The following is a 24,667-nucleotide window of genomic DNA, read 5'->3' on the forward strand; positions in this document are numbered from 1 at the left end:
GTCGGCAGAGCTGATCAATTCACGGAAAGTCTTGCGCAAGGCCTGGGTCAATTCGTTCAGATAACCGCCCAACTCACCGAACTCATCCTTGCGGCTGACATCGAAACTGACCCGCATGTCGCCGGCGGTAAGCGTCTTGAGCACTTCGCGAAAGGCCGCCAACGGACGCCGCAAGCTGAACGCGACCCAGGTACCAATCGCCACTGCCGCCAGCACCGCCAGCACGCACGCGATCAACAGCAAGCTGCGGCTGGTGCCAATCGTGGCATTGGCCGAGTGACTGGCCTGGTTGGCGACCTCCAGAGACTGGCTGCCGAACTCGCCAATCCGCTCCAGGGTGGCCTTGAGCGCCGCGTCAACGGCATCGCGTTGCTGCTGCACTTGCGCCGCCAGTTTCGCCTCCACCTGATAGGCCTGGAACAGACCGTCAGGGGCGGTCAGGTCCGTGAGCAGGCGATTGACCATGACGCCGGCAATCCGCCCGACTCTCGGATCAATCGCCGTCAGGGCCTGGGCGCGCGTGCTGATCACCTCGTCCTGCAGATTGAGCACGCGCTGTAACTTATCAACGGCCGGCGTGACGGTATGAGCCGCGAAGCCATCGTAGGATTTGTTGACTTCCAGCAGCAGTTTTTCAGCGGCCGCCACCTGCTGCGGCTCGCCGGCACTGCGCGCCTGCGCGATGTAATCACGCAGATAGCTGGTCAACTGCATCGCCTGCGCACTGCTGTAGCCCTGCAGTTTGCGTGTCGTCGCCAACTGCTGCACATGCTGCAAGTGAGACGTCATCAACGCCTGGGCCTGTTCGGCGTAGGCCCCTACCTGCTGACGCTGCTGCGCCAGGTTCGCCCGCAACGCCTCATGCTCGCCGGTATAGGCCAGGGTGCTGTCGAGCAACTGGTTGAACTGAGCGATGCTCTCGGTAAACGGGCGCTTGCCGTCCTCGATCTGCTTGGGGTCGGCGCTGATCTGAATGGCCAGCAACGCCTGGTTGGCGCGCAGGATGTGCACGTACAACTCACTGGCGGCCCGGCTCAAGGGTGCCGATTGGCCGGTGATGATGGACAAGCGACTGCCGATGGATTGCGTGTTCTGATAGCTGATCCCTGCCATGATCAGCAGCAACAGCACCAACACCGCAAATCCGCCGATCACGCGTTGCAATATGGTCATGGCTACCCCTTTTGATTTTTATTCGTTGACCTGAGCGACGACCCGGCGTGCACGTCCGATTCCGGGAGCGTTCAGCGTGCTAGTGCCTGTATCGGCTCGGCGGGCGGGGACTTGAGGCAGCAAAACGCAGTCCAGGGAGATGCAGAAGGGGCTTGCTCCGACAGCGCAGGTCAGCCACGGATAAAGTGACTGACACTGCGCTATCGGGAACGAGCCCCTCACACATTGGATAGCTGTGACGTGCAGAACTTAACGGGACACCGGCATCGCAAACTCCGCACCCTGCTCGATACTCTCCGACCAACGCTGCATGATCGACTTCTGTTTGGTGTAGAAGCGCACGCCCTCGGTACCATACGCATGCATGTCGCCAAACAGGCTTTTCTTCCAGCCGCCGAACCCGTGCCACGCCATCGGCACCGGGATCGGCACGTTGATGCCGACCATGCCCACTTCGATGCGCCGCGCAAACTCACGGGCAACATTGCCGTCGCGGGTGAAGCAGCTCACACCGTTGCCAAACTCATGATCGTTGACCCGTTGCACCGCCTCGGCAAAGTCATTGACCCGCATACAGGCCAGCACCGGGCCGAAGATTTCTTCGCGATAGATGCTCATTTCGCTGGTCACGTGATCGAACAGCGTCGCGCCGAGCCAAAAGCCGTTTTCCAGGCCGGGCTCGCAGGGCACGTAATCACGGCCATCAAGCAGCAACCGGGCGCCGGCCTGCACGCCCTGTTCGATGTAGCCACTGATACGCTCCAGCGCCGCACGGGAAACAATCGGGCCCATTTCGGCCTTGAGGTCGCGGCCATCGGTGATGCGCAGCTGCCTGGCACGTTCGGTCAGGGCGGCGACCACCTTATCGCCCACATCGCCCACCAGCACCGCCACGGAGATGGCCATGCAGCGCTCTCCGGCACTGCCGTAGGCTGCGCCCATCAAGGCGTCGACGGTTTTTTCGATATCGGCGTCAGGCATCACCACCATGTGGTTTTTCGCACCGCCCAGGCCCTGCACGCGCTTGCCGTTGCGCGCGCCGGTCTCGTAGATGGAGTGGGCAATCGGCGTCGAGCCGACAAAGCTCACGGCCTTGACGTCCGGGTGTTCAAGCAGCGCGTCCACCGCCTCCTTGTCGCCCTGCACCACGTTGAACACGCCCTGGGGCAAGCCGGCTTCGCGCAGCAGCTCGGCCATGAACAGCGAGGCGCTCGGATCGGTAGGGCTGGGCTTGAGGATGAAAGTGTTGCCGGCGGCGATGGCGATCGGGTACATCCACATCGGCACCATCACCGGGAAATTGAACGGCGTCACGCCCGCCACCACGCCCAGGGGCTGGCGCAGGGTCCAGTTGTCCATGCCACGGGAGACCTGGTCGGAGTGTTCGCCCTTGAGCAGGTTGGGGATGCCGCAGGCGAATTCGAGAATGTCGATGCCACGGTCGACTTCGCCCTGGGCATCGGTGAACACCTTGCCGTGTTCGGCGACGATGATGCTCGCCAGTTCGTCCTTGCGCTCACGCAGCAGGTGCAGGTACTGAAACAACACGCGGGCGCGGCGGATCGGCGGCGTGTCGGCCCAGCCGGCAAACGCCGCTTGGGCGGCGGCAACGGCTTCGCCCACGGTGTCGCGACTGGCCAGGGCGACGCGGCCGGTCACGTCGCCGGTGGCCGGGTTGTAGACGTCCTGGTAGCGATCATCGCGGCTGACGCGCTGGTCGTTGATGTAGTGCTCGATGGTGGTGGTCATGACGGCGGATCCCGGGTCGATTAGCGTTGGCACCTACCATAGGCTTCCGCTTTGTTCCAAACCAGAGCAGAATCCAGAACTGATTGTGCACACAGGCGAACAATAGCCCCATGGAAAAAACCGAGATCGAAGGCCTTTGGACCCATATCCACTGGCTCTCCGTGCTGGAAGAACAGGGCACTTATACCGCTGCCGCTGCGCGCCTGGGCGTGAGCAAATCGGCAGTGAGCCAACGTATTTGCGAGCTGGAAACCGCCACCGGCACCCGCCTGGTCACCCGCACCACCCGCAGCGTGCGCCTCACCGACGCCGGGCGCTCACTGACCCGCGACGTGCGCAGCGCCTACGAACACATCGCCCGCAGCTTTTCCTCGGTGCGCGACTCGGCCGGCGACATTCGCGGCCTGGTGCGCCTCACCGCCCCGGTCGCATTCGCCCGCCAGCAACTGGTGCCGCACCTGCCCGAGTTCCTGCGTCAGCATCCACAGGTTCGCATTCAGCTGGATGTGTCCGATGCCTTAAGCTCACTCGCCGCCGAAGGCTACGACCTGGCCGTGCGCCACGGCTTCCAGGTGCCGGAAACCCACGTCGCCTGGAAACTCTGCGACACCGCCTCGGTGCTGGTCGCCACCCACGACTACTTGCACCGCCACGGCGAACCCCGCGAACCCGCCGACCTCAGCGCCCACAACTGCCTCTACTATCCGCGCGGCGTCGACCAGCCGGCGTGGACCTTCGAACGCGGCGTTAAAAAGACAGAACGTGTCACGGTGCCCATCGCCGGCCGTTTTTCCACCAATAACAGCGAGGCACTGCGTGACTCGGCCCTCAATCACCTGGGCATCGCCCTGCTTCCGGATTTCAGCGCCCACGCGGCACTGGCCAACGGCACGCTGAAGCAGGTGCTCAAGGGGTGGCGATTGAAAGGCGCATTTGCCGATGAAATCTACTTGATACGGCCGTACTCGCCCCATGTGCCGAAAGCGGTGAGTGCGTTGGTGGTTTTTTTGAAGGAGCGGCTGTCGGCAGGCTTTGGTCCTGGTGATGACGCTGAGCGGCAGGTCGCAAAGAGAACGGACTGAACATTTTTTTGAAAATGCTGCGATGCGTAGGATATTTCACACAGTTTTCACAGGCGGACACTTAAGCTCCACTCAGCTCCTAAGTGAACACCTTTTAAGCCCGCGCCCCCATCGTGGGCTTTTCTTTGTCCGGGATTTGGCGGGCGCCTCACGAGACAGGGTCGATCATGGCGTTCGCGTGCAGGTGCAGGCGGTCAACCATTGCCTGTGCCGCCGGACTCAACGACTGACCGGCCAGGCGCAGGATGCCAAAGCGTCGCACCCGTCGCGGATGCACCAAGGGTACAAACGCAAGACGCTCGGCCAGCATGGTCGGGATACCCTTTTTGGCCAACACTGTTACGCCCACATTGGCGTCGAGCAACGCCAATAACGTCAGCATGGTGTCCACCTGCAGCACCGGCCGCTGCAACCACTTGGCCTGCTGCGGCCAGGCTTCCAACTGGCGGTGCGCCGTGGTGCCGAGCAGGGGCAGTCCCTCAAGCGCGCTCCAGCGCAGTTGCTGGCATGTTGCCAAAGGGTGGTTGCGGCTGCAGACGAGCCCGAAAAGGTCATCCATCAACGGTTCGAAGACAATGTGCGGTTTGTCCGACACCGTGCTGCCTATGCCGAAATCCACCTGCGCCGCCAACACCATGCGCTCCACATTGCGTGAATTGTCGTCCAGCAAACGTATGGCCACACCGGGAAAGTCACGCTGGTACTCGGCCACCCGTTGCGGTAACCAGTTTGCCGCCGCTGCGGCTATAGCGGCAATTGTCAGCGCGCCGCAGTCTTTACGCACGAACGCCGACATGGCAATCGCGGTGCGGTCATGATGCGACACGAGCTCACGCAAATAAGGCAGGCATTCGCGACCCAGCGGCGTCAGCACTGAACGCCGGCCAGGTTCGAGCAGCATGCCGCCCAGACGATCCTCCAAAGCCTGGACGGACTTGCTGATCGCCGGTTGGGTTCGACAGGCTTTGCCGGCTGCTGCATGGAAGCCGCCATGTTCGGCAACCAGGAGAAAGTGTCGTATCTGAGCGATGGGCAGATCGGCCAACATAGGCAGCGATTCCTCTTTTTTATCAAAAGATAGAAATTATTCCTTATCGTGATGATCGACAGATTTCTAACATGTCGCCATGAATAAATCATTCTTCCATGAGATCAACGCAAACGCCCCGCACTGCCGTCCACCGGCAGCGCTGGAGGCCATCACCTGGCGCAATATTGACGGGCCGTTGCTGGTGACGCTTCCAGGTGCCGGCTGCAGTCCGTCCGTATTCAGCAAACTGCGGGCCGACGGGTGGAGCATTCAGCCCGTCGACTGGGCACAACCGCCCCACTGTCCACATTCGTGTGCCCCCCTCCCGGTGGCCGAACGCCTTGCCAACAGCCTGCGCGAGCGCATCCAGGACCGCAGGGCCGGTCCTGTTGTGCTGCTGGGGTATTCGGTGGGTGGTGCGATAGCCCTGCTGACGGCGCTGCAACACGATATGCCTGTCGCCGGCGTGGTGGTCGGTAACACGGGCGCCCACAGCCAGCGTCACGGCGACCCGGCCCTTCCGCAGCAAGTGCGTGAAGCATGGACAGAAAAAGCCCGGCAAGACTTCCTGCGGACCTGCTTCATACGCCCTCCACCTGCGCCACTTTGGCGGCAGTTATGCGCCTACCTCGCCAAACTGCCGCCCCACGCGTTGTTGCAAAGCCTGGAAGGCCTGCGCGCTTTGGACCTGAGGCCTTCTCTGTCGAAACTGGCGTGCCCGGTGCTGGTGCTGCATGGCGAATTCGACCGGCGCCGCAGGGTTGAGGATGCGCTCGAGCTGGCATCGTACCTTGTGGATGCACGCCTGCAACTGCTGCCCGGCGGCCACACGCCCATGGTTGATTGCCCCGACCAATACCTCAGCGCTCTGCAAGCTTTTCTGACCAGCGTTTTAGCCCGCGATACAGGCACCGGCACTCCATGGCAGTGTTCATAACAACTACAAAATGAGGCGTTTGCATGATCACATTCATCGGTTTCACCCTGATGCTGAGCATCATCGTGCTGATTCTACTGCGCCGCATAACACCGATTGTCGCCTTCACTACGTTGCCGGTCGCGGCCAGCCTGTCAGCCGGTTTCAGTGTCGAACAGACTGGCACGTTTATCAAAAGCGGCCTGGCGACTGTGGCCCCGACCGCAACGCTGTTCATTTTTGCGATCCTGTATTTCGGTGTGATGCGTGATCGCGGCTTGTTCCACCCCTTGGTGAACTTCCTGATTCGCATGACTCGAGGTCGGCCAATACCGGTCGCATTGATGACAGTCGCAACCACGGCACTGGTGCATCTGGACGGCATCGGCGCGGCAACCTTTCTACTGATCATCCCCGCATTACTGCCGGTGTACCAACGCCTGAACATGAACCCCTTGATGCTGCTGTGCCTCGTCGGCACCACTGCCGGCGTCAGCAATATGGTGCCGTGGGGCGGCACCACCACGCGGGCGGCGGCAGTTACCGGCTTTGATGCAACCCAACTCTGGCTGGCGCTGGTTCCGGTACAGGCAATAGGGCTGCTGTGCTTGTTCGCCATTGCTGGCTGGCTGGGTTACCGCTGTCAACGGGGTGCGCAAGCCATGGCAAAGCCGCCCACGGAGCTGCCGGACGCGAGCGTGCAAGGTTTGACCGAAACGCACGCGTTATCGCCCCGCTGCTGGCGATACTGGGCAAACCTTGGCTTGACCCTGACTATCGTGGGATGCCTGTTTGCTGGGCTGCTGCCCTTGCAGGCAACCTTCATGATAGGTCTGGGCATCGCCCTGCCCCTGAATTTCCCCTCTCTCACCCAACAGTCCGAAAGGCTCAAGGCCCACGCTGGCGACGCCATGCATATGGCACTCGTCATACTCGCAGCTGGCGTATTGCTGGGGATACTGTCGGGCACCAGGATGAGCGAAGGCATGGCCATGGCCTTGAATGGATTGATGCCGGTCGACAGCGGCCAGTACCTGCACGTGGCGATTGGCGCTCTGGGCGTGCCCCTGGGCATGCTGTTCTCCCCGGATGCCTATTACTTCGCGCTGTTGCCGGTGATCAATGAAGTGGCCGTTGCGTCTGGCGTGTCCGCGGACAGCGTTGCCAGAGCGATGTTAATTGGCGAAAACACCGGGTTTATCGTCAGCCCGATGGTACCCAGCGTCTATCTGGCAGTCGCATTGGCAGGAATGGAGTTGCGAGCGCATATCCGCTACACCTTTTTCTGGGCTTGGGCCGTCAGCCTGGTGATGTTGGCGTTTGCTGTATTCATCGGGGTGATTGGCTTCTCGCAATAGTCTCAGGGGGGGCGTTCTAGCGCGGCAGGCATGATCCTGCACACAAAAAGCCCGGCGCTCTGTCCGGGCTTCTTTAACCGCGGCAGCTCTTCAGTTATCCGGGTGCTCACTCGCCACCGAATCAGCGGCGTCCACGTCAGACATGTCTTCCTCGTCATCAGCCGGCAACGACTGCCCCAGGACGTCGCGCTTGGGATCATGGCCGGTTTCGCTGTCGGTGCCCCTGGTCACGGGCTGCTGTGAAATGTTGCCTGGAGCGTTCTCATCAATTTCCATGCTGGCTCTCCGCTTGGGCGTTCGGGATATCCGCGCTTGAATATGAGAAGCACCGTGGGCTGACAAGTGCCGTTTGATGGACGAACGGTGGCCTGTTCAGACCTCGCTCGGTCGAGAGACCTTGAAATAGATCTCTTCGTCCGCGTCATTCTGGAACAGGTCACCGGAAATGGCCCGACTGTCCAGCAATGCCTGCGCTTCTTCCCAGGACATTTTGACCACTGCCTGTTTTTTCCCGGTCACGATGTAGACCACGTCCAAGCCATGGCTCGCCAGCGCCGCCAGGTAATCGGCCGCGGGCATCGCCTCGCTAAGCTCGTAACGTCGCTGCTCTGCGACCGTCACGCCACCGATTTCAGCCAGCCTCTGGAGGGTCAGGCCCATGCGATGCCGTTCCTGTTTCAACCGCCTGCCGATCTCTTTCATCGCACACCTCTGTATGGCTGACCCACCTTATGGCTCTTTTGGGTAGAAAAAGATCAGTGTTGAAAATTCAGTTTAATCGTCAGGCTTCGGCGTTAACGGCTGTCTCAATCAGCGGTGTAGAAAATTTGAATTAGGAGATTGTCCTCCCGGTCAAGAATTATGAACGCAGTCAATCTGACGAGGTGAGCGTAATGACTATCCAGGCGGAGACACTCGTACAACTGACCGACGTGCTGCGCGAACGCGGCTTGAACCTGATGTCGGATGTGCACTTTACCCGTGCACCTTATCGGCACAATCACCGCTGGATCTGCTCAGTGGAATGAGGTCACACCAAAACAAATGCCCCGACGAGTCGGGGCATTTGTTGTCAGCCTGCGTAGACCGCGTTTTCACACGGCCCGCCGGGCCCTTTTTTACTCACTGCAGGCTTACCTGACGCAATTGCGGATCGCTGTCGCCGCCGATCGTGATGCGTTTGGGCTTGGCCTCTTCAGGCACCACACGCAGCAGGTTAATGCTCAGCAACCCGTTGTTCATCGAAGCACCGCGCACCTCGATGTGATCTGCCAGGCGGAACGACAACCGGAAGGCCCGTTGAGCGATGCCCTGGTGCAGGTAAGTCACCTCTTTCTCGCTTTCACGTTTGTCACCGACAACCGTCAAAACGCCCTTCTCAACCTGGATATCCAGATCCGCTTCAGTGAGCCCGGCAACTGCAATGACAATGCGATATTCGTCATCACCGTGCTTTTCCACGTTATGAGGCGGATAGGTGTTGGGAGCCTCGCTGCGCAGCGCAGACTCAAACAGGTCGTTGAAACGATCAAAGCCCACCGACTGACGGAACAGAGGGGCCAGGGAAAGAGTAGTAGCCATTTTAAAATCTCCTGATTAGATCCAAGTGATTTAAAACGCGACCCTGATTCGGCGTCGCGTGAAGGCAATTTATGTGCGGGGAGGAAGATTTCAAGGGGCGGATTTGAAATTTTTTTTACGCGCGCGTGGCCCTGGGCTGAAAATCCCGCGGTGCCTCTGGCTCGCGGGATTCTCATTGATGCCGGCTCAGTTGACCTTGAACTGCCTCACCAATCCCTGCTGATGCTCGGCCAATCGAGCGAGCTCGCGACTGGTGGCGGCGGTTTGCTCAGCGCCGGCGCTGACCTGGATCACCAGTGAGTTGATATCGTTGACATTGCGATGAATTTCTTCGGCCACCAGGCTTTGCTCCTCGGCAGCTGAAGCCACCTGAATGTTGCGGTCGCTGATGGACGCGATGCCTTCGGCGATTTCATTGAGCAAATGGCCCGCACGAACCACATTGCTCGCGCCTTCCTGCGCCTTGCCAAGGGTCTCCTGCATGGAAACGGCGGCGCGGTCGGAACCCGATTGCAGGTTGGCGATCATGTTCTGGATGCTGACCGTGGAGTCCTGGGTCTTTTTCGCCAGATTGCGCACTTCATCCGCAACCACCGCAAAACCACGGCCCTGCTCTCCCGCACGCGCTGCTTCGATGGCGGCGTTCAGTGCCAGCAGGTTGGTCTGCTCGGCAACGCCGCGAATCACGTCCAGCACCGAAGAGATGGAATCGCTTTCGAGCTTGAGTTCGTTGATGATCCTCGAGGTTTGTTCGGCCTGCACTTCCAGGCCCTGGATCAAACTGATGGTGTTATCGATCTCAGTCTTGCCCTGCATCGTGCTGGCGTTGACACGCTGCGACATTTCGGCGGCCTCGGTGGTGCTACGCGCCACATCTCTGACCGTGGCGCTCATCTCGCTGATTGCGGTGACCACCTGGTCGGTACCCTGACGCTGCTGTGCCACGTTCTGGCTGGTCTGCAGGGCCACCGCCGAAGACTGCTCGGCAGCCGTGGCAACCTGCGCCGTGGCGTTGCCAATGTCGCTGACCACTCCACTTATCTGAAGCGCCATGTTGTCCAGGTTGCGTGATATTTCGCCAAACTCGTCCTTGCCTGTGTAGCGGGTCCGCACCGTCAGGTCGCGGGTGGAAAGCGATGCGAGAGTACGGTTCACATCGGTCACCGCCAGCTTGATATTGCGGATGATCACCAAAGCCAGCCACAGCAAGGCGATCAACATCACTATAACGGTCGCGATGGCCACATACAGACTGAATTCGGCATTATCACGCTCGTGATGGGCGAGGCCGACCAAGGTCTGGCCCAGCTCTGCTTCGACCCCGGCCATGAGGTCGATACGACTGGTCGAAAGGTTGAACCAGTCTTCAGGTTTGATATTGAGCGGGTCGCCCAGGGGCGTATCAAAACCGAGGCGCTGCAGGCGAGCGACTTCCAGTGATCCGGGTTGTTGCAGGACGGCATCCAGCTTGCTCTTGGAGGCTACCGGCGCCCATCGCTGGAAGGCCTCAAAGTAGCCGGAGAATTCACCGAGGTTACGGCTGAAGCGCGACAACAACGCAGCGTCGAACCGATTTTGATTGAACGCCAGGCCCAGCAATACGCGCTCGCGCCCGGCACGCTCTTTCATATCGACAAATTGATTGAGCGAGCCCAACGCACGCAGAATTTGGGGTTCATCAATGCTGGCTTCCAACGAATAATTGAAACCCACGAGGGTTTTAATCAGGTCGGTAAAAAGAGCACCGGACTGTGTGTTGTTTATCGCCAGGTTATCGACTTTCAAACGCAAGGCGGCCAGCTCACCCAACGCACGCAAGGCCTCGTTCGGCGCTGGAATACCCTCGCTCGATTGCCCTCGCAATTCGCCGATTGACGTGTCGGTTTCCTGACGCAAGGCCTTGAGCTTGTCCTGCATGGACTTGCCACCGCTGCCCAGAAAAACGCCGCTGGCGCCGCGCTCGCGTTGAAGAGTTGTCACGACATTGCTGAATTTCTGTGCGGCGGTGGTGGCGGCAACTGCGCGATTCATTGCCCCCAGCGTATCGCTTTTGTCCGCAATGAAAATGCCCGCAAAGGCCAGAAATCCGAGCAAAGGAAAAATCAGAATAAGCAGCAGCTTGGTACTCAAAGGAGCATTGCTAAGCATTACAAACCTCAGGACTTACAATTTTTGTCTAATAATTACCTCGGGCGCACGTTCTAGTGGAATCGACGTTTATAGGAGCCAAAGATGATCCAGTTTGAGCCCGCCTTAGCCGTTTTTCGTCCGTTTAGACTATCTCGGCCTGAAGCTATCGAGCTTTAGAGCTGTCAGAAAAAATGGACTGCGCGTGAACCTGGACACCTGAGATGTTTACAAACCCCAGAAACGCAAAAGCCCCGCTTTCGCGAGGCTCTCGTGTCAATCTTGGCGGGAAACCAGGGATTCGAACCTTGGGAACGCTATTAACGTTCGCCGGTTTTCAAGACCGCTATGCAAACTCGTGCGGGCCGTTACACAGTTTGCGAAGTGGAAACGATCATGGAGTAGTTCTCTCATGAGCTTGTCTACTATCGCGCGGCGCTTGGGCACGATCTGCAAGACTGTAGTCTCGTACCACGTGGGCAATGCGCAGATGGTAGTCATTGAAAACCTGCTGACGGCCTGCTAATTGGGCCGCTCGATGCAGCTCAAGGCCGCGCCACCGTTGGATAGCTTTTTCGTCACGCCAAAATGACAGCGACAGTAATTTTCCTGGCTCACTCAGGCTTTGGAAACGCTCTACGGAGATGAAGCCATCCAACTCTGCCAGTAATGGTTTCAATTGAGCGGCCAGGTCAAGGTAACGCTGGTATTGATCTTCGCGTGGCCAGGCTTCAAAAATAACGGCGATCATTGCTGAGCTTCCTTAGCAGGATAGAATTTGGGAATGCGTCCATTAAGGGACGGCAAATAACTCCACCGAAACGATCGAACAGCGGAGAAAGAATGGCGTTGCAACCACACCGATATCGCTTCAGAGGCGATCGTCAACGCCAGTTGCTGACCTGGGCATTCATGTCGTCCTGAGCCGAAACTGAAGGTTCGTCTATGGCTTCGCTTGAGCAAGAAGCTATCGGGGTCTGGGTTCAGGCTGGGATCCCGGTTGGCTGAAGCGAGTAACACCAGAACGGTATCCCCCGCCTCCAGGACGCTATCGCCAATCGTGCATCGCTTCGCAACGAATCGCCGCGTGTTTTGCACTGGCGAATCGTAGCGCGCTACCTCGGCCACCAACTCTGCGATGAGGCTCGGTGCAGGTTGCCTGTGTCCAATCAGGTCAGGATTGCGATGGAGCGCTACGAGGGTGTTTCCAATCAAGCCTGCGGTGGCTTCGCAGGTCTGTGACATCAGGCCGATCAAGTTAGCAATCAACGCTTCCTGATCTTCCCATTCAGCGGCCTTGCTTTCGCTGTGGATGCGAGCCAACAAGGCGCTATCACTTTTATCGTCATTCAGCAGCGCGCTGAATATCTGGCTTAATTGAATGGCTCCGGAATGAGCCTTATTGAGCTGCGTTTCATCGCTTAATGGCGATAGGCAGGCGACAAAATCCCGTGTCAGCTTCGCGGCTTCCTGCATGCGGGAGGATGGCAGACCTATCAAGGAAGCAATGACGCAAGCCGGCAACGTAAACATCAACTCGTCCGTAGTTTCGAGCGCGTTATCAAGTACCGTAACCACGCGTGACACAATGTCGGCGATGCCTTCCATCTCGATAGAGGCCAGGGCGGGCTCAATCGCCATCCTTGGGCACCGGTGTTGAGCCCCTTCGTTCATACGCATCAACCGACCGAAAACATGTCCGGCGGCGCCCTGTGCAATGGCAGGAGGAATGGGCTCGTGGAGGGGGCGCACCCGACAATCGGGACTCCCCAGAATGGCCTCGACCGCTCCGGCCCCACACGCAATCCATAAACCAAAATCTGCATCGAAGAACAATTCCTTCTGTTGCCTGAGGTGTGAGTAGTAACTATAAGGATCATCATGGGTGGCTGCTTCAAACGGCGTCATTTTGGAGTCCTGCTCACAAAGAACGGTTACTATCGGACACCTTTCACGCTGACGATTCGCTCAGGAACGAAATATGGATTTCCAAGGCAATGAGCTTGCCCTTTCTCGGATCGCTGGCGCTATTGCCGAACCTGCGAGGACGAAAATGCTTTGCTCGCTGATGGATGGTCACGCGCGAACCAGTACCGAAATGGCCGTTATCGCCGACGTAAGTACCTCCACCGCAAGCGCGCACCTGGCAAGACTCAAAGAGGACGGGTTGCTCAAGCTGCACACGCAGGGGCGACATCGTTATTACAGTCTGGCGGACATGCAAGTGGCGCAAGCGCTTGAAGCCCTCATGGTGGTCAGCCAATCCGCAAACCCCAGGTTTGTTTCAACGGCCCCTAACCGATTGCAGTATGCGCGTACCTGTTATGACCACATGGCCGGAACCTTGGCGGTGTATCTGCATGGTCACTTCATCGAGTCAGGTTGGTTGATCGTTTCTGACGCAGGTGACCGTGCGTATCAACTGACTGACAGCGGCGAAGCAGCGATGGTTGGTTTGGGTATAGAAATAGCGAAAGTAAAGGCACAGCGACGCCGTTTTGCTTGCTCGTGTCTGGACTGGAGCATGCGGCGCCCTCATCTGGGTGGTGCGCTGGGAGCAGCTTTGCTTCAGACATTTCTGAACCGTAAATGGGTTACCCAGGACCTTGATAGCCGGGCACTTGCATTGACGCCCAAAGGGAGAAAGGAGCTGTCTGGCCGATTTGGTATCACCGTTGAATACCTGGACACGGAGAAAGCAGACGTGCGAAATGTGGCACGACCCGCCGAACCGGGTTTACCGATGTCATGTAGTGGTCTAATGAAACCGGACACCCATTTAGGCGAAAATGCTCGCCATATCGAGGTGTCAGATGACCAAACAACGCCGCTCCTTTACTCCTGAATTCAAGCGCGAGGCTGCCGACCTGATGCTCAAACAAAACTACAGTTACATCGAAGCCAGCCGGTCAGTCGGCCTTGGTGAATCGGCATTACGCCGCTGGCGTTGACCAGATTCAGAAAGAACATAAAGGCATCACCCCGCAGAGCAAGGCGCTGACTCCGGAACAGCAGAAAATCCAGGAGCTGGAAGCCCGGATCGCTCGGCTTGAGCGAGAGAAATCCATACTAAAAAACCGCCTCCCCGGCACTCCGCGGCCCATTGGGCTAGAAACACTACGTACTACACTTACATTTCTGGACAGTGGTCGCTGGCTTTTTGGAGGCTAAGTCCCCGTCAAAAAACGTGACCCAGGGGAAGCTGCGGACCCGTTAGTGGTGGCGCTTCTATGACCCCGTTTAGGAATGTGATTTGATCCGAGTCCCCGTCCAGTCCTGCCCTTGACTGGAGGTGCGTATGAAAAATTCTGACTTAAAAACCAGAGGGTTACCGGTAATTAATACTCGAGCGGCCGGCATTGATATCGGCTCACGCTTTCATGTTGTCGCCGTTCCAGCGGATCTCGCGCAAGATCCGATTCAAACCTTTAATGTCTTCACCGCTGATCTTGAGCGGATGGCTAACTGGCTGGTGAGCCTCGGCATCTCGACAGTCGCCATGGAGTCGACCGGCGTTTATTGGATTCCGGTTTACGAGATACTCGAAACGCACGGACTTCATGTAGTACTTGCCAATGCCCGCGATGCTCGCGCGGTGCCAGGGCGTAAAACCGACGTGAATGATGCGCAGTGGATTCAACGACTCCATTCCTGCGGATTACTTCGAGCTAGCTTCCGTCCAGATCGCGAAATCTCGGCTTTACGTAGCTATTTAAGATTGCGAGAGCGCCACCTTGACTACGCGGCCGCGCATATTCAGCACATGCAAAAAGCCCTCACACATATGAATCTGCAACTGCACCATGTTGTGGCGGACGTAACCGGAGTGACCGGCATGCGAATAATACGGGCCATTGTGGCCGGTGAGCGAAGCCCGTCAGTATTGGCTGCCATGAGTGATACCCGCTGCAAAGCCGGTATCGATGTCATTAAGGCAGCGCTAGTCGGCAATTATCAACCGGAGCATACATTTGCCCTGTCACAAGCACTGACGATGTATGACGCATACCAAGCGCAACTCCTCATCTGCGATCAGCAAATTGCACAAGTGCTCATCAAGCTTTCGCAGGAAAAGGTGCGTCCGTCAGAACCGTTACCTAAACCGCGCCATAAAACCCGGCAACCCAATGCGCTTAACTTCGATGTTCGCACCTTGCTCTATCAGTTGGTCGGTGTAGACCTCACGCAAATACATGGCATTGGCCCCTTTTTGGCACTGCGGCTGGTCGCCGAATGCGGTACAGATCTGAGCCGATGGCGCACTTGTCATCATTTCACTTCGTGGCTAACGCTTGCGCCGGGATGTAGGATCAGTGGAGGTAAGGTGCTTTCCGCTCATACTCGGAAAACCAAGAATCGAGTGACCGCCCACCTGCGCTTGGCCGCTGTCACAGTCGGGAGAACGAGTACTGCGCTTGGGGCCTTCTATAGACGCCTTGCAGCTCGAATCGGAAAAGCCAAAGCAGTCACTGCGACCGCCCGAAAAATTGCGATTTTATTCTATAACGCGATGCGTTTCGGTATGAACTATCAGGACCCCGGAGCAGACCAGTACGAGCAGAGATATCGGGAGCGAGTCGTAAAGGGTCTACATCGCCGTGCTGCCGAATTTGGTTTCACTCTTCAGCCAACGGAGGGTGTTTCTTAGGAAGGCTACCGCGCTCTTGATGTCGGAAGATCACGAGCGCTCGCGCTGATTGATCAGTTGAGCGCCGATGAGCCGGTCGACTGGCTATACAAGGTGTTTGACGTGACCCGCTCGTGTTACTACGCCCAGCGCCTGCGGCGCCGCACGCCCCGATGTTGAACGGCTTCGATCGCGTAGCCGCGTCAGTGAGCTGTTCTCGTAAAGCCGACTCTTTCGCCAGCGATTGTGGCGATGATACCGCATGCGCCAGAGTATGAGCCGACGAGGAAACTGCTGGTATAACGCACCGATGGAGCGCGTATTTCGCAGCTTGAAGACAGAATAGATACCGACTTTGGACTATCGAACTGCGCAGGAAGCACAGCGTGATATCAGCCATTTTTTGATGCATCGTTACAACTGGATTCGGCCTCACCAATTCGCGGAAACGATCAAGTGCTTTACTTAACGGATTTCGGATCATCAGAAACGCAAAAGCCCCGCTTTCGCGAGGCTCTCGTGTCAATCTTGGCGGGAAACCAGGGATTCGAACCCTGGGAACGCTATTAACGTTCGCCGGTTTTCAAGACCGGTGCATTCAACCACTCTGCCAATTTCCCTTGTGCATCACGGGATTATAGTAGCCCTTCCCGTCTCAGCGGGCGCCATAATACCCGAATGAAACACACTGTCAAACTCTCGCCATCGCTTGTTACAGAGCGTCTGTTATGATCTTTGCGACTGAACGTTTCAAAACCACAGGAGTGTCGCCATGCGCGAACAGAATTACGCAGTGAATGGCAACGCCCAGGCTGAGCAGCTTGAAGTCAGCCGCGTGTTGCGCAACACCTACGGCTTGCTCGCCCTGACCCTCGCCTTCAGCGGTGTGATGGCGTTCGTGGCTCAGCAGATGCGTGTTGGCTACCCGAATATCTTTGTTGTGCTGATCGGCTTCTATGGTCTGTTCTTCCTGACCAACAAGCTGCGTGACTCGGCCTGGGGCCTGGTGTCGGCGTTTGCCCTGACCGGTTTCATGGGCTTTATCCTTGGCCCGATCCTCAACCGTTACTTGGGTATGGCCGGCGGCGCGGAAGTGGTCAGTTCGGCGTTTGCCATGACGGCGCTGGTGTTTGGTGGCTTGTCGGCCTATGTGCTGATCACCCGCAAGGACATGAGTTTCCTCGGCGGCTTCATCACCGCAGGCTTCTTCGTGTTGCTGGCGGCGGTGGTGGCGGGCATGTTCTTCCAGATCAGCGGCCTGCAACTGGCGATCAGCGCAGGTTTTGTGCTGTTCTCGTCGGTGTGCATCCTGTTCCAGACCAGCGCCATCATCCACGGCGGCGAGCGCAACTACATCATGGCCACCGTCAGCCTGTATGTGTCGATCTACAACCTGTTTATCAGCCTGTTACAGATCTTCGGCATCATGAGCCGCGACGACTGATTCATTGCCGCAATAAAAAATGCCCCGTATCGAAAGATGCGGGGCATTTTTGTTTGTGCGGAATTCAGTACCGGTTGGGTTCCATCTCCAACTCAACCTTGAAACGCTGGGCGATGTCCTGCTGGATACGCCGCGCGAGGTTGGCAATATCCTGCCCGGTGGCGCCGCCGTAGTTGACCAGCACCAATGCCTGCATGCTATGCACGCCTGCGTCCCCCTCTCGAAAACCCTTCCAGCCGGCCTTGTCGATCAGCCAGCCGGCGGCGAGTTTCATCTGCCCGTCGGCCTGGGGATAGGCCACCAGATCCGGGTATTGGCTTTTCAACTCGGCAGCCAGTACCGGGGACACGAGCGGGTTTTTGAAGAAGCTGCCCGCATTGCCCAGCTCTGCCGGATCGGGCAGTTTCTCGCGGCGAATACTGCAAATCGCACGGCTGACGTCACTCGGCGTGGCATCGGTGATGCCCTGCGCCGCCAGACGCTGCTGCACCGGGCCGTAGTCGAGTTTCAGATGGCGAGTGCGGCTCAGGGCAAAGCGCACGCGCAGGATCAGCCAGCGTCCGGTGTGCTGCTTGAACAGGCTGTCACGGTAGCCGAACTGGCACTCTTCCAGGCTGAAATCGCGCAGCTCGCCGGTCTGGCGATCCAGGGCGGTGAGGCCGGCGAATACATCCTTGATCTCCACCCCATAGGCCCCGATGTTCTGCATCGGCGCTGCACCGACAGTGCCGGGGATCAAGCTGAGGTTTTCCAGGCCGCAGAAACCGTGCTCAAGGGTCCACAACACAAACGGATGCCAGGGTTCACCCGCTTCGGCCTCGATCACCACGCGGCTGTCGTCGTCCTGCAACACCCGAATGCCCCGGGTTGCCATGCGCAATACCAGGGCTGGAATGTCCTGGGTCAGCAGCAGATTGCTGCCGCCACCGATCACCAGCAACGGCAGCGCCTGCGCCGCCGCGTACGCCAGGGCTTCACGCACATCGGCATCGCCACGGGCCTCGGCGAACAATTGGGCGCGCACATCGATGCCAAAACTGTTGAAGGGCTTGAGCGAGACCTGCGCCTGCACCTGCAAGGTCATAACCGTCCCTTCAATTCGATCACCAATAAATCACAGGCACGCTCGATCAGGTCCAGCACCCTGTCGAAGCCCTGTTCGCCTTCGTAGTAAGGGTCTGGCACTTCGTCCACTTCGGCGTCAAAGCGGCGCAGGAACAGATCCAGCTCCGCCTTGCCCTGCCCCGACTGCATGATCTTGAGGTGACGCAGGTTACTGTGGTCCATCGCAAGGATCAGGTCATAGCGCGCGAAATCGGCGCGGCTGACCTGCTGGGCGCGTTGGGACGACAGGTCATAACCGCGCATCAGCGCCGCACGCTGGCTGCGCTGGTCCGGCGGGTTGCCCACATGCCACTCACCGGTGCCGGCGGAGGCCACGTCGACCTGACCCGCCAGCCCCGCTTCGCGCAACTTATGGCGCAGTACGCCTTCAGCCGTGGGCGAGCGACAGATGTTGCCCAGGCAGACAAACAGAACCTCCATCAAGCCCCCAGCAGGCGCCGAACGCGCTCGAGGTCTTCCTGGGTGTCGACACCGGCCGGTGGCGCTTCGAGTGCATCGCCGACATGGATGCGCACGCCATGCCACAAGGCCCGCAGTTGCTCCAGGGATTCGGTGTTTTCCAGCCAGCACGGGCCCCAACTGACGAAGTCGTGCAGGAACCCGGCGCGATAGGCGTAAATGCCAATGTGGCGGCGGTACGGCACGCCTTCGGGCAACACATCAGGGTGTTTGGCAAAGGCATCGCGCGCCCAGGGCAAGGTCGAACGGCTGAACGTCAGCGCCAGGCCGTTGAGGTCGCTGACCACCTTGACCACATTCGGATTGAACAGGGTGTCCACGTCTTCGATCGGTTCGGCCAGGGTGGCCATGCGCGCTTCGCCATGGGCCGCCAGGTTGGCGGCAACCTGGTCGATCACGCTCGGCGGAATCAACGGCTCGTCACCTTGCACGTTGACCACGATAGCGTCGTGCGCCAGGCCCAGTTGAGTGGCCACTTCAGCCAGGCGGTCGGTGCCGGAGTTGTGGTCTTCACGGGTCAGCACCGCCTCGGCGCCAAACCCTTTGCAGACTGCGACGATGCGTGCGTCATCGGTAGCCACCACCACGCGCTCGGCGCTGCTTTTGCACGCCTGTTCCCACACCAGCTGAATCATCGGCTTGTTGCCAATCATTTGCAGCGGCTTGCCCGGCAGGCGAGTCGATGCGTAGCGCGAGGGAATGACAACGGTAAAGGCGGTGGTCATTTATCCAGACGCTCATCGGTGGTAAGGGTGCGGGCTTCGCTTTCGAGCATCACCGGGATACCGTCGCGGATCGGGTAGGCCAGGCCCGCGCCTTTGCTGATCAGCTCGGTTTTATCGGCGCTGAGCTTGAGCGGGCCTTTGCAGATCGGGCAAGCAAGGATATCGAGCAGTTTGGTGTCCATGAAGATTTCCTGGAAAAAAGCGTGTTAGGGCAAGGGACGTGCGGGCAGCAGGCGCGTCAGCTGCGTGTCGAGCCAGGCGACAAACGCCGGCGACGGCAGCGCATCCACCGCAAGGTACCACCAGTCAGGCTGTGCGAAGGCGCGGCACTTCACCGCGTCCTTCTCGGTCATCACCAGCGGCAATGACGGGGTAAAACTCAAGACCTCGGCGCTGTACTGCGCGTGGTCGGCAAATACATGGGGTATGGGCTGACAGTGTAGCGTTTCAAGGGTGGTGAAGAAACGCTGCGGGTTACCGATGCCGGCGACCGCATGCATGGCCTGACCCGCCTGGAAGTGGTCGACCGGCCTGCGCTCGCCGCTGTGCAGATTGATCAGTGCGGTGGGCTGCAGGCGAAAGGCAAAACCGTCTTCACGGTCGGCCCCTGAGCCGTTATATAACAGCGCATCGACGCTTTGCAGGCGCTCCACCGGCTCGCGCAGCGGCCCGGCAGGCAGGCACCGGCGGTTGCCCAGGCCACGGGCGGCATCAATCAGGACCAGTTCAAGATCACGGGCCAGGCGGTAATGCTGCAGGCCGTCGTCAGACAGAATCAGGTCCAGGGGTTCGCTTTGCAGCAAGGCTCTTACCGCACGACTGCGGTCGGGGTCGATCATCAGCGGCACGCCGCTGCGCTGCACGATCAGCAACGGCTCGTCGCCAGCCACGGCGGCACTGTGGACAGCCTCGACGCGCCAGGGCAGTTGCGGCGGTTTGGCGCCGTAGCCACGGCTGACCACGCCCACGCGCAGACCGGCGCGGCGACAGTGTTCGATCAACCACAGAATCAACGGCGTCTTGCCGGTGCCGCCCACGGTGATATTGCCCACCACTACGACTGGCACAGGCGCCTTGTAGATGTCGCCCTCCCCGGCCACGAAGCGCGCGCGCTTGCGCTGCACCACCCGACGATACAGACACTCCAACGGTGTCAGCAGCGCCAGGGCCGGATGGCCTGTGTACCAGGCCTTGAGCAGACGATCGGACATTGCCATCAGGGTTGGCCCGCCGCCTCGACGGTGCTCATGCGCAAGTGGCTGAAGCCCAGCTTGCCGGCGGCGTCCATCGCAGTGATCACGGCCTGGTGCTGGGTCTTGCCATCGGCACTGATGGACAACGGCATTTTGGTATCGCCGCCGGATTCTTTCTGCAACGCGTCCATCAGGCTGTTGAGGTCGTTTTTCTCCAGCAACTGGTTGTTCACGGTGAACACGCCATCAGCGCTGATGGCGATGTCCAACTGCTTGACCTGCTGGTCCTCGGCCAGCGAGCCGCTCACCGCTTCCGGCAGATCAACCCGCAGCGCGGTCTGCCGAGTGAACGTGGTGGTCACGACAAAAAACAGCAGCAGGATAAACACCACGTCGATCAGCGATGCGAGGTTGATATCGACATTTTCCCGTCGCTTGCGGCGAAATTTCACACCTTGTCCTCAACCAGGTCCACGTCACGGTCGCCCTGCACCACTTCCACCAGCTTGATGGCTTCCTGCTCCATGCCCACCACCAGCTCATCGATGCGCCGTTGCAGGAAACGGTGGAAGAACACCGATGGAATACCCACCATCAGACCCGCTGCGGTGGTGATCAAGGCTTTGGAAATACCGCCGGCCAACACCGCTGCGTTGGTGGTCATGCCTGACCCCATGAACGAACTGAAGATATCGATCATGCCCAGCACGGTGCCGAGCAAGCCGAGCAACGGCGCCATCGCGGCGATGGTGCCGAGCGCATTGATGTAGCGCTCCAGCTCATGAATAACGCGGGCGGCGGCCTCTTCGATGCATTCCTTCATGATCTCGCGACCATGCTTGGAGTTGGCCAGGCCCGCCGCGAGGATTTCGCCCAGGGGCGAATTGGCACGCAGTTCCTTGAGCTTCTGTTTGTCGAGCTGCTTGTTCTTGATCCAGCCCCACACCTGCCCCAGCAGATGCTCGGGGGTCACGCGACTGGCACGCAAGGTCCACAGACGTTCGGCGACGATGCCCAGCGCTGCGATGGAACTCAAGATGATCGGCAACATCATCCAACCACCGGATTTGACCAATTCCCACACAGTGAATGTCCCCTCGAAAAAGTGCGCCACTTTACCATATAGGTTCGGTCGCGGGGCCCGCCCGTCGCAGGCCGTGAGCGCGTTGGATAGCGAATCAGCGTAACGGTTCACGCCAGAAGCGGCGTTGCGCGCGTACAACCGTGGCAGGCTCGAAAGCCCCCAACTGCAGGCGTACCGCCCCCTGCTCGGCGCTGTCATACACCCGGCTGCTCAATGCGCGGTAACGCTCCAGCACCTGGGCGTGCGGATGGCCGAATGCATTGCCGCGCCCCCGCGAGATCAGCACCGACGTTGGCGCCAATTGCTGCACAAAAGCCCGGGACGACGAACTGCGGCTGCCATGGTGAGGGGCTTGCAGCCAGTCGGTGCGCACCGCGAGCGGCGAGTCGAGCAAGGCGCGCTCGGCGGCGCGATCGATATCGCCGGTGAGCAGCAAGCGTTCGCCGTTGGCCTGTACCTGCAACACGCAGGACTTCGGGTTACCATCGACGGCGCCGGACCATTGCCACAGCTCGAATGACACGCCGTCCCACTCCCAGCGTTCGCCACCGAGACAGGGTCGAGTGCCGAGGAACTCAGGCAGCCCGTCGGTTTCACCGCCCACCACTCGCTTGACCGGCAGCCCGCGCGCCACTGCTGCCGCGCCGCCGGCGTGGTCGGCATCGGCGTGGCTGATCAGCATCAAATCCAGCGACGCGATGCCAAGTTTTTTCAGCGACGGCAACACCACCCGCGCGCCCAGGTCTGTGCCCCTCGAACGCGGGCCGGCATCGTAAAGCATGCTGTGATGGCGGGTGCGCAGGATAATCGCCTGCCCCTGGCCGACATCCAGCTGCACCACGTCCACCCGCCCGTGGGGCACCGGCTCACGCGGTGGAAACACCGCCAGCAACAGCATCGGCCACCCCAACAGCCGAAAAGGCACACCGCCCGGCAGCAGCACGATCACCGCGCCGGCCAGACTCACCAGCCAATACCCCAAGGGCACGTCAGCCGGTATCCACGCCGGCAGGTGCGCCGCCAGCAGCGCAAGGCCCTGGAACAGCAGGTCCAGCGCGCCGCCCGCCAACCACAGCATGCCCTCTCCCAGAAATGGCACCGCCAGCAGCGCAGTCCCCAGTAATGCCAACGGCAACACCACCAGGCTGATCCAGGGCACCGCGACCAGATTGGCAAGGGGAGCACTCAGGCTGATCGGCAAATCAAGCATCAGTAACAAGGGAAAAAGACCGATGGCGATCAACCCTTGCGGACGCGTCCAGGCCTGCCACAGGCGCCACGGGCCCAAGCGCCCGCCAAAGGCCAGTATCAACACCGCAACCGCACCGAACGATAACCAGAATCCGGGCTGCAGACTCGCCAGCGGCTCCAGCACCAGCACCCCGTTGAGTGCCAGCAGCAACGGCCACCAGGCACCCAGGTGGCGAAAACGCAACCGCCACAGCAGCACCAGCCCCACCATGACGCAGGCCCGCTGCACCGGTACGCCGAACCCCGCCAGCGAGCCGTAACCCAGCGCGGCAACAAACGCCAGGCCGCACGCCCAGGGCAACCACGGCCAGGTGGCGGGCCAGCAACCATAACGCGCCAGCAACGCGATCAGCCCGTAGATCAGCCCCGCCAGCAGGCCAATATGCTGGCCGGAGATTACCAGCAGGTGCACCGTGCCGGTGTCTTGCAGCACTTGCCAGTCTTCGTCCGCCAACCCGGAGCCGTCGCCCAGCACCAGCGCGGCCAAGCCCGCTTCGCGGCCCTGGGCATCCACCGCCATCAGGCGCTGGCGCAGCGCATCGCGCCAGGCGTTGCTGGCCGGCGTCAGGCGCTCGCCGTCCTTTACCGTACCGGTCGCGCCAATGCGCTGCGCCAACAGCCAGGCTTCGTGATCGAAGCCCTGAAAGTTGAGCAGGCCGGACGGTCGCTTCAGGGTCACGGCCAACCGCCAACGCTCGCCGCTGTGCACCGCCGGCCCGCCATGCCAGGACACCCGGATGAGCCTGGGCAAGCGGGCATTGCGTGACCGGCTGTCGGCCAGCTCGAAGCGCACGCCAGTGGATGTCTGCTGCGGTAACCCGACCACCCGCCCCTCCAGCCAACGCGTCTGGCCGTCCAGTGCGGGGCTCAATCGGTCGTCCAGCGCCCGCTGCGCGCTGATGCACGCCCAGCTCAAACCGAACAGAAAAAAGGCCAGCGCGAAGGTACGAAACGGCAACAGCATCAAGGCCAGCACCAGCATCGCGAGCAGCCATCCGGTGGCCGGCAATGCCGGTAGAAAACGCAAGGTCAGCAACCCCAGCGCCAAGGCGAACATCCCTGTTTTCATGACTCATCCTTTGCAAGTGACCCACTCAGTCATAGCTGGGCCGCGGACGGCGCCTTTGATGTTTTGTCACAAAGTCTGAATTTTCTGTTTATAGAATGCGGGCATACTTGCCCCTCGAACTGACCTGGACCCCTTATGCCCCGGCGCTTATTCAAACGGTACATGCCCGACCCCAGCAGTATCAGGGAACACAAGTCATTACAGTTTCTTGGGACTTTGCTGCATGACCCGAACCTCTGGCACCTGAACCGCCACTCGGTGGCGCGGGCCATGGCCGTGGGCCTGTTCGCGGCCTTTATTCCGATTCCCTTGCAGATGTTATTGGCGGCAGTGCTGGCCATCGCGGTGCGCGGCAACATGCCCATCGCCGTCAGCCTGGTATGGCTGACCAATCCGATCACCATGCCGGTGGTGTTCGTGTGCACATACATGACCGGCGCCTGGCTGATGAACGTGCCGGCACGCAGCCTGCCCGACCACCTTACCTGGGAATGGATCAGCGGCCAGCTCAACACCCTGTGGCAGCCGTTCCTGCTGGGTTCGGTGGTGCTGGGGCTGGTGCTTGGCGCCCTCGCCTACTGCCTGACCATGGGCTACTGGCGCTGGTGGGTCGCGCGCCAATGGAAGCGTCGCAAACTGCGCCGCCGCTGAAACCCGACACGCACGCTCCCGCT

The 24,667-nt window shown here is 59.8% G+C and carries 24 protein-coding genes, 1 tRNA gene and 3 pseudogenes; 10 read left to right on the forward strand and 18 right to left on the reverse strand.

Going from position 1 to position 24,667, the window contains the following annotated elements:
* Positions 1-45: 45 nt before the first annotated feature.
* Positions 46-1,173 (reverse strand): annotated as a pseudogene (locus TU79_RS26860) (HAMP domain-containing protein); the annotation flags it as partial.
* A 249-nt stretch (positions 1,174-1,422) separates the two neighbouring features.
* The gene (locus TU79_RS07890) at positions 1,423-2,922 is read right to left on the reverse strand and encodes a CoA-acylating methylmalonate-semialdehyde dehydrogenase (RefSeq protein ID WP_057007471.1); all 1,500 of its coding nucleotides are present in this window, start codon (positions 2,920-2,922) and stop codon (positions 1,423-1,425) included.
* A 110-nt stretch (positions 2,923-3,032) separates the two neighbouring features.
* On the opposite strand from TU79_RS07890, the gene TU79_RS07895 reads away from it, so the two are divergent.
* On the forward strand, positions 3,033-4,004 hold the full coding sequence (locus tag TU79_RS07895; protein ID WP_057007472.1) for a LysR family transcriptional regulator: 972 nt from the start codon (positions 3,033-3,035) through the stop codon (positions 4,002-4,004).
* Positions 4,005-4,152: 148 nt separating this feature from the next.
* Here TU79_RS07895 and TU79_RS07900 read toward each other — a convergent pair whose 3' ends face one another.
* Positions 4,153-5,052 carry a LysR family transcriptional regulator gene (locus TU79_RS07900; RefSeq protein WP_069665405.1) on the reverse strand — a complete coding sequence of 300 codons (900 nt, stop codon included), beginning with the start codon at positions 5,050-5,052 and terminating at the stop codon, positions 4,153-4,155.
* 79 nt (positions 5,053-5,131) lie between these two features.
* On the opposite strand from TU79_RS07900, the gene TU79_RS07905 reads away from it, so the two are divergent.
* Both TU79_RS07905 and TU79_RS07910 read left to right on the forward strand, forming a co-directional pair.
* Complete coding sequence (locus TU79_RS07905) at positions 5,132-5,971, forward strand: alpha/beta fold hydrolase (RefSeq protein WP_057007474.1); 840 nt, start codon at positions 5,132-5,134, stop codon at positions 5,969-5,971.
* 23 nt (positions 5,972-5,994) lie between these two features.
* Positions 5,995-7,308 (forward strand): CitMHS family transporter, encoded by a 1,314-nt coding sequence (locus tag TU79_RS07910; protein WP_057007475.1) that lies wholly within the window; start codon positions 5,995-5,997, stop codon positions 7,306-7,308.
* Positions 7,309-7,398: 90 nt separating this feature from the next.
* On the opposite strand, the gene TU79_RS07915 is transcribed toward TU79_RS07910, so the two are convergent.
* Together TU79_RS07915 and TU79_RS07920 are read right to left on the reverse strand one after the other, a co-directional pair.
* Positions 7,399-7,584 (reverse strand): hypothetical protein, encoded by a 186-nt coding sequence (locus tag TU79_RS07915; RefSeq protein WP_057007476.1) that lies wholly within the window; start codon positions 7,582-7,584, stop codon positions 7,399-7,401.
* A gap of 96 nt (positions 7,585-7,680) precedes the next feature.
* A complete protein-coding gene (locus TU79_RS07920; protein WP_057007477.1) occupies positions 7,681-8,010 on the reverse strand; it encodes a helix-turn-helix domain-containing protein in 330 nt (109 codons plus the stop codon).
* 191 nt (positions 8,011-8,201) lie between these two features.
* On the opposite strand from TU79_RS07920, the gene TU79_RS26725 reads away from it, so the two are divergent.
* Entirely contained in the window at positions 8,202-8,336 is a 135-nt protein-coding gene (locus TU79_RS26725; protein WP_269457974.1) for a hypothetical protein, read from the forward strand.
* A 94-nt stretch (positions 8,337-8,430) separates the two neighbouring features.
* Here TU79_RS26725 and TU79_RS07925 read toward each other — a convergent pair whose 3' ends face one another.
* From TU79_RS07925 to TU79_RS07940, 4 genes are all read right to left on the reverse strand, one after another.
* Positions 8,431-8,889 carry an Hsp20 family protein gene (locus TU79_RS07925; RefSeq protein ID WP_057007478.1) on the reverse strand — a complete coding sequence of 153 codons (459 nt, stop codon included), beginning with the start codon at positions 8,887-8,889 and terminating at the stop codon, positions 8,431-8,433.
* A 186-nt stretch (positions 8,890-9,075) separates the two neighbouring features.
* On the reverse strand, positions 9,076-11,037 hold the full coding sequence (locus tag TU79_RS07930) for a methyl-accepting chemotaxis protein (protein WP_057007479.1): 1,962 nt from the start codon (positions 11,035-11,037) through the stop codon (positions 9,076-9,078).
* A 373-nt stretch (positions 11,038-11,410) separates the two neighbouring features.
* A complete protein-coding gene (locus TU79_RS07935) occupies positions 11,411-11,767 on the reverse strand; it encodes an antibiotic biosynthesis monooxygenase family protein (protein WP_057007480.1) in 357 nt (118 codons plus the stop codon).
* Positions 11,764-12,924: a cytochrome P450 gene (locus TU79_RS07940; RefSeq protein WP_057007481.1), complete on the reverse strand. Its 1,161-nt coding sequence runs from the start codon at positions 12,922-12,924 to the stop codon at positions 11,764-11,766. Before TU79_RS07940 ends, TU79_RS07935 begins: the two co-directional genes overlap by 4 nt.
* A 73-nt stretch (positions 12,925-12,997) precedes the next feature.
* Here TU79_RS07940 and TU79_RS07945 point away from each other — a divergent pair, with 73 nt between their 5' ends.
* The 4 genes and pseudogenes from TU79_RS07945 to TU79_RS25125 all read left to right on the forward strand — a co-directional run.
* Complete coding sequence (locus TU79_RS07945) at positions 12,998-13,861, forward strand: ArsR/SmtB family transcription factor (RefSeq protein WP_082638419.1); 864 nt, start codon at positions 12,998-13,000, stop codon at positions 13,859-13,861.
* Positions 13,830-14,091 (forward strand): annotated as a pseudogene (locus TU79_RS25115) (transposase); the annotation flags it as partial. The gene TU79_RS07945 and the pseudogene TU79_RS25115, both read left to right, overlap by 32 nt.
* Positions 14,092-14,314: 223 nt before the next feature.
* Positions 14,315-15,664, forward strand: a complete 1,350-nt coding sequence (locus tag TU79_RS07950; RefSeq protein WP_057007482.1) for an IS110 family RNA-guided transposase — start codon at positions 14,315-14,317, stop codon at positions 15,662-15,664.
* A 202-nt stretch (positions 15,665-15,866) separates the two neighbouring features.
* Positions 15,867-16,112, forward strand: a pseudogene (locus TU79_RS25125) (integrase core domain-containing protein); the annotation flags it as partial.
* Positions 16,113-16,172: 60 nt separating this feature from the next.
* Here the strand turns inward: TU79_RS25125 and TU79_RS07955 are convergent.
* Positions 16,173-16,263, reverse strand: a tRNA-Ser gene (locus tag TU79_RS07955).
* Positions 16,264-16,415: 152 nt separating this feature from the next.
* Between TU79_RS07955 and TU79_RS07960 the strand changes: the two genes are divergently transcribed.
* Positions 16,416-17,087 carry a Bax inhibitor-1/YccA family protein gene (locus tag TU79_RS07960; RefSeq protein WP_003174664.1) on the forward strand — a complete coding sequence of 224 codons (672 nt, stop codon included), beginning with the start codon at positions 16,416-16,418 and terminating at the stop codon, positions 17,085-17,087.
* A gap of 64 nt (positions 17,088-17,151) precedes the next feature.
* Here TU79_RS07960 and murB read toward each other — a convergent pair whose 3' ends face one another.
* From murB to TU79_RS08000, 8 genes are all read right to left on the reverse strand, one after another.
* Positions 17,152-18,171, reverse strand: coding sequence for a UDP-N-acetylmuramate dehydrogenase (gene murB / locus TU79_RS07965; protein WP_057007483.1), 1,020 nt, complete (start codon positions 18,169-18,171; stop codon positions 17,152-17,154).
* Positions 18,168-18,632 (reverse strand): low molecular weight protein-tyrosine-phosphatase, encoded by a 465-nt coding sequence (locus TU79_RS07970; RefSeq protein WP_057007642.1) that lies wholly within the window; start codon positions 18,630-18,632, stop codon positions 18,168-18,170. Before TU79_RS07970 ends, murB begins: the two co-directional genes overlap by 4 nt.
* Positions 18,632-19,396 (reverse strand): 3-deoxy-manno-octulosonate cytidylyltransferase, encoded by a 765-nt coding sequence (gene kdsB, locus TU79_RS07975; protein WP_057007484.1) that lies wholly within the window; start codon positions 19,394-19,396, stop codon positions 18,632-18,634. The genes TU79_RS07970 and kdsB overlap by 1 nt, the downstream gene beginning before the upstream one ends.
* On the reverse strand, positions 19,393-19,578 hold the full coding sequence (locus tag TU79_RS07980; RefSeq protein WP_003174668.1) for a Trm112 family protein: 186 nt from the start codon (positions 19,576-19,578) through the stop codon (positions 19,393-19,395). Before TU79_RS07980 ends, kdsB begins: the two co-directional genes overlap by 4 nt.
* Before the next feature lie 24 nt (positions 19,579-19,602).
* On the reverse strand, positions 19,603-20,613 hold the full coding sequence (gene lpxK / locus TU79_RS07985) for a tetraacyldisaccharide 4'-kinase (RefSeq protein ID WP_057007485.1): 1,011 nt from the start codon (positions 20,611-20,613) through the stop codon (positions 19,603-19,605).
* Complete coding sequence (locus TU79_RS07990) at positions 20,613-21,041, reverse strand: ExbD/TolR family protein (protein WP_057007486.1); 429 nt, start codon at positions 21,039-21,041, stop codon at positions 20,613-20,615. Before TU79_RS07990 ends, lpxK begins: the two co-directional genes overlap by 1 nt.
* Positions 21,038-21,673, reverse strand: coding sequence for a MotA/TolQ/ExbB proton channel family protein (locus TU79_RS07995; protein WP_015372391.1), 636 nt, complete (start codon positions 21,671-21,673; stop codon positions 21,038-21,040). The genes TU79_RS07990 and TU79_RS07995 overlap by 4 nt, the downstream gene beginning before the upstream one ends.
* Positions 21,674-21,767: 94 nt before the next feature.
* Entirely contained in the window at positions 21,768-23,993 is a 2,226-nt protein-coding gene (locus tag TU79_RS08000) for a DNA internalization-related competence protein ComEC/Rec2 (protein ID WP_169793786.1), read from the reverse strand.
* 135 nt (positions 23,994-24,128) lie between these two features.
* On the opposite strand from TU79_RS08000, the gene TU79_RS08005 reads away from it, so the two are divergent.
* A complete protein-coding gene (locus tag TU79_RS08005; RefSeq protein WP_057007488.1) occupies positions 24,129-24,644 on the forward strand; it encodes a DUF2062 domain-containing protein in 516 nt (171 codons plus the stop codon).
* Positions 24,645-24,667: the final 23 nt, after the last annotated feature.

The sequence above is a fragment of the Pseudomonas trivialis genome (assembly GCF_001439805.1).
GTDB classification, from domain to species: Bacteria; Pseudomonadota; Gammaproteobacteria; order Pseudomonadales; family Pseudomonadaceae; genus Aquipseudomonas; species Aquipseudomonas trivialis.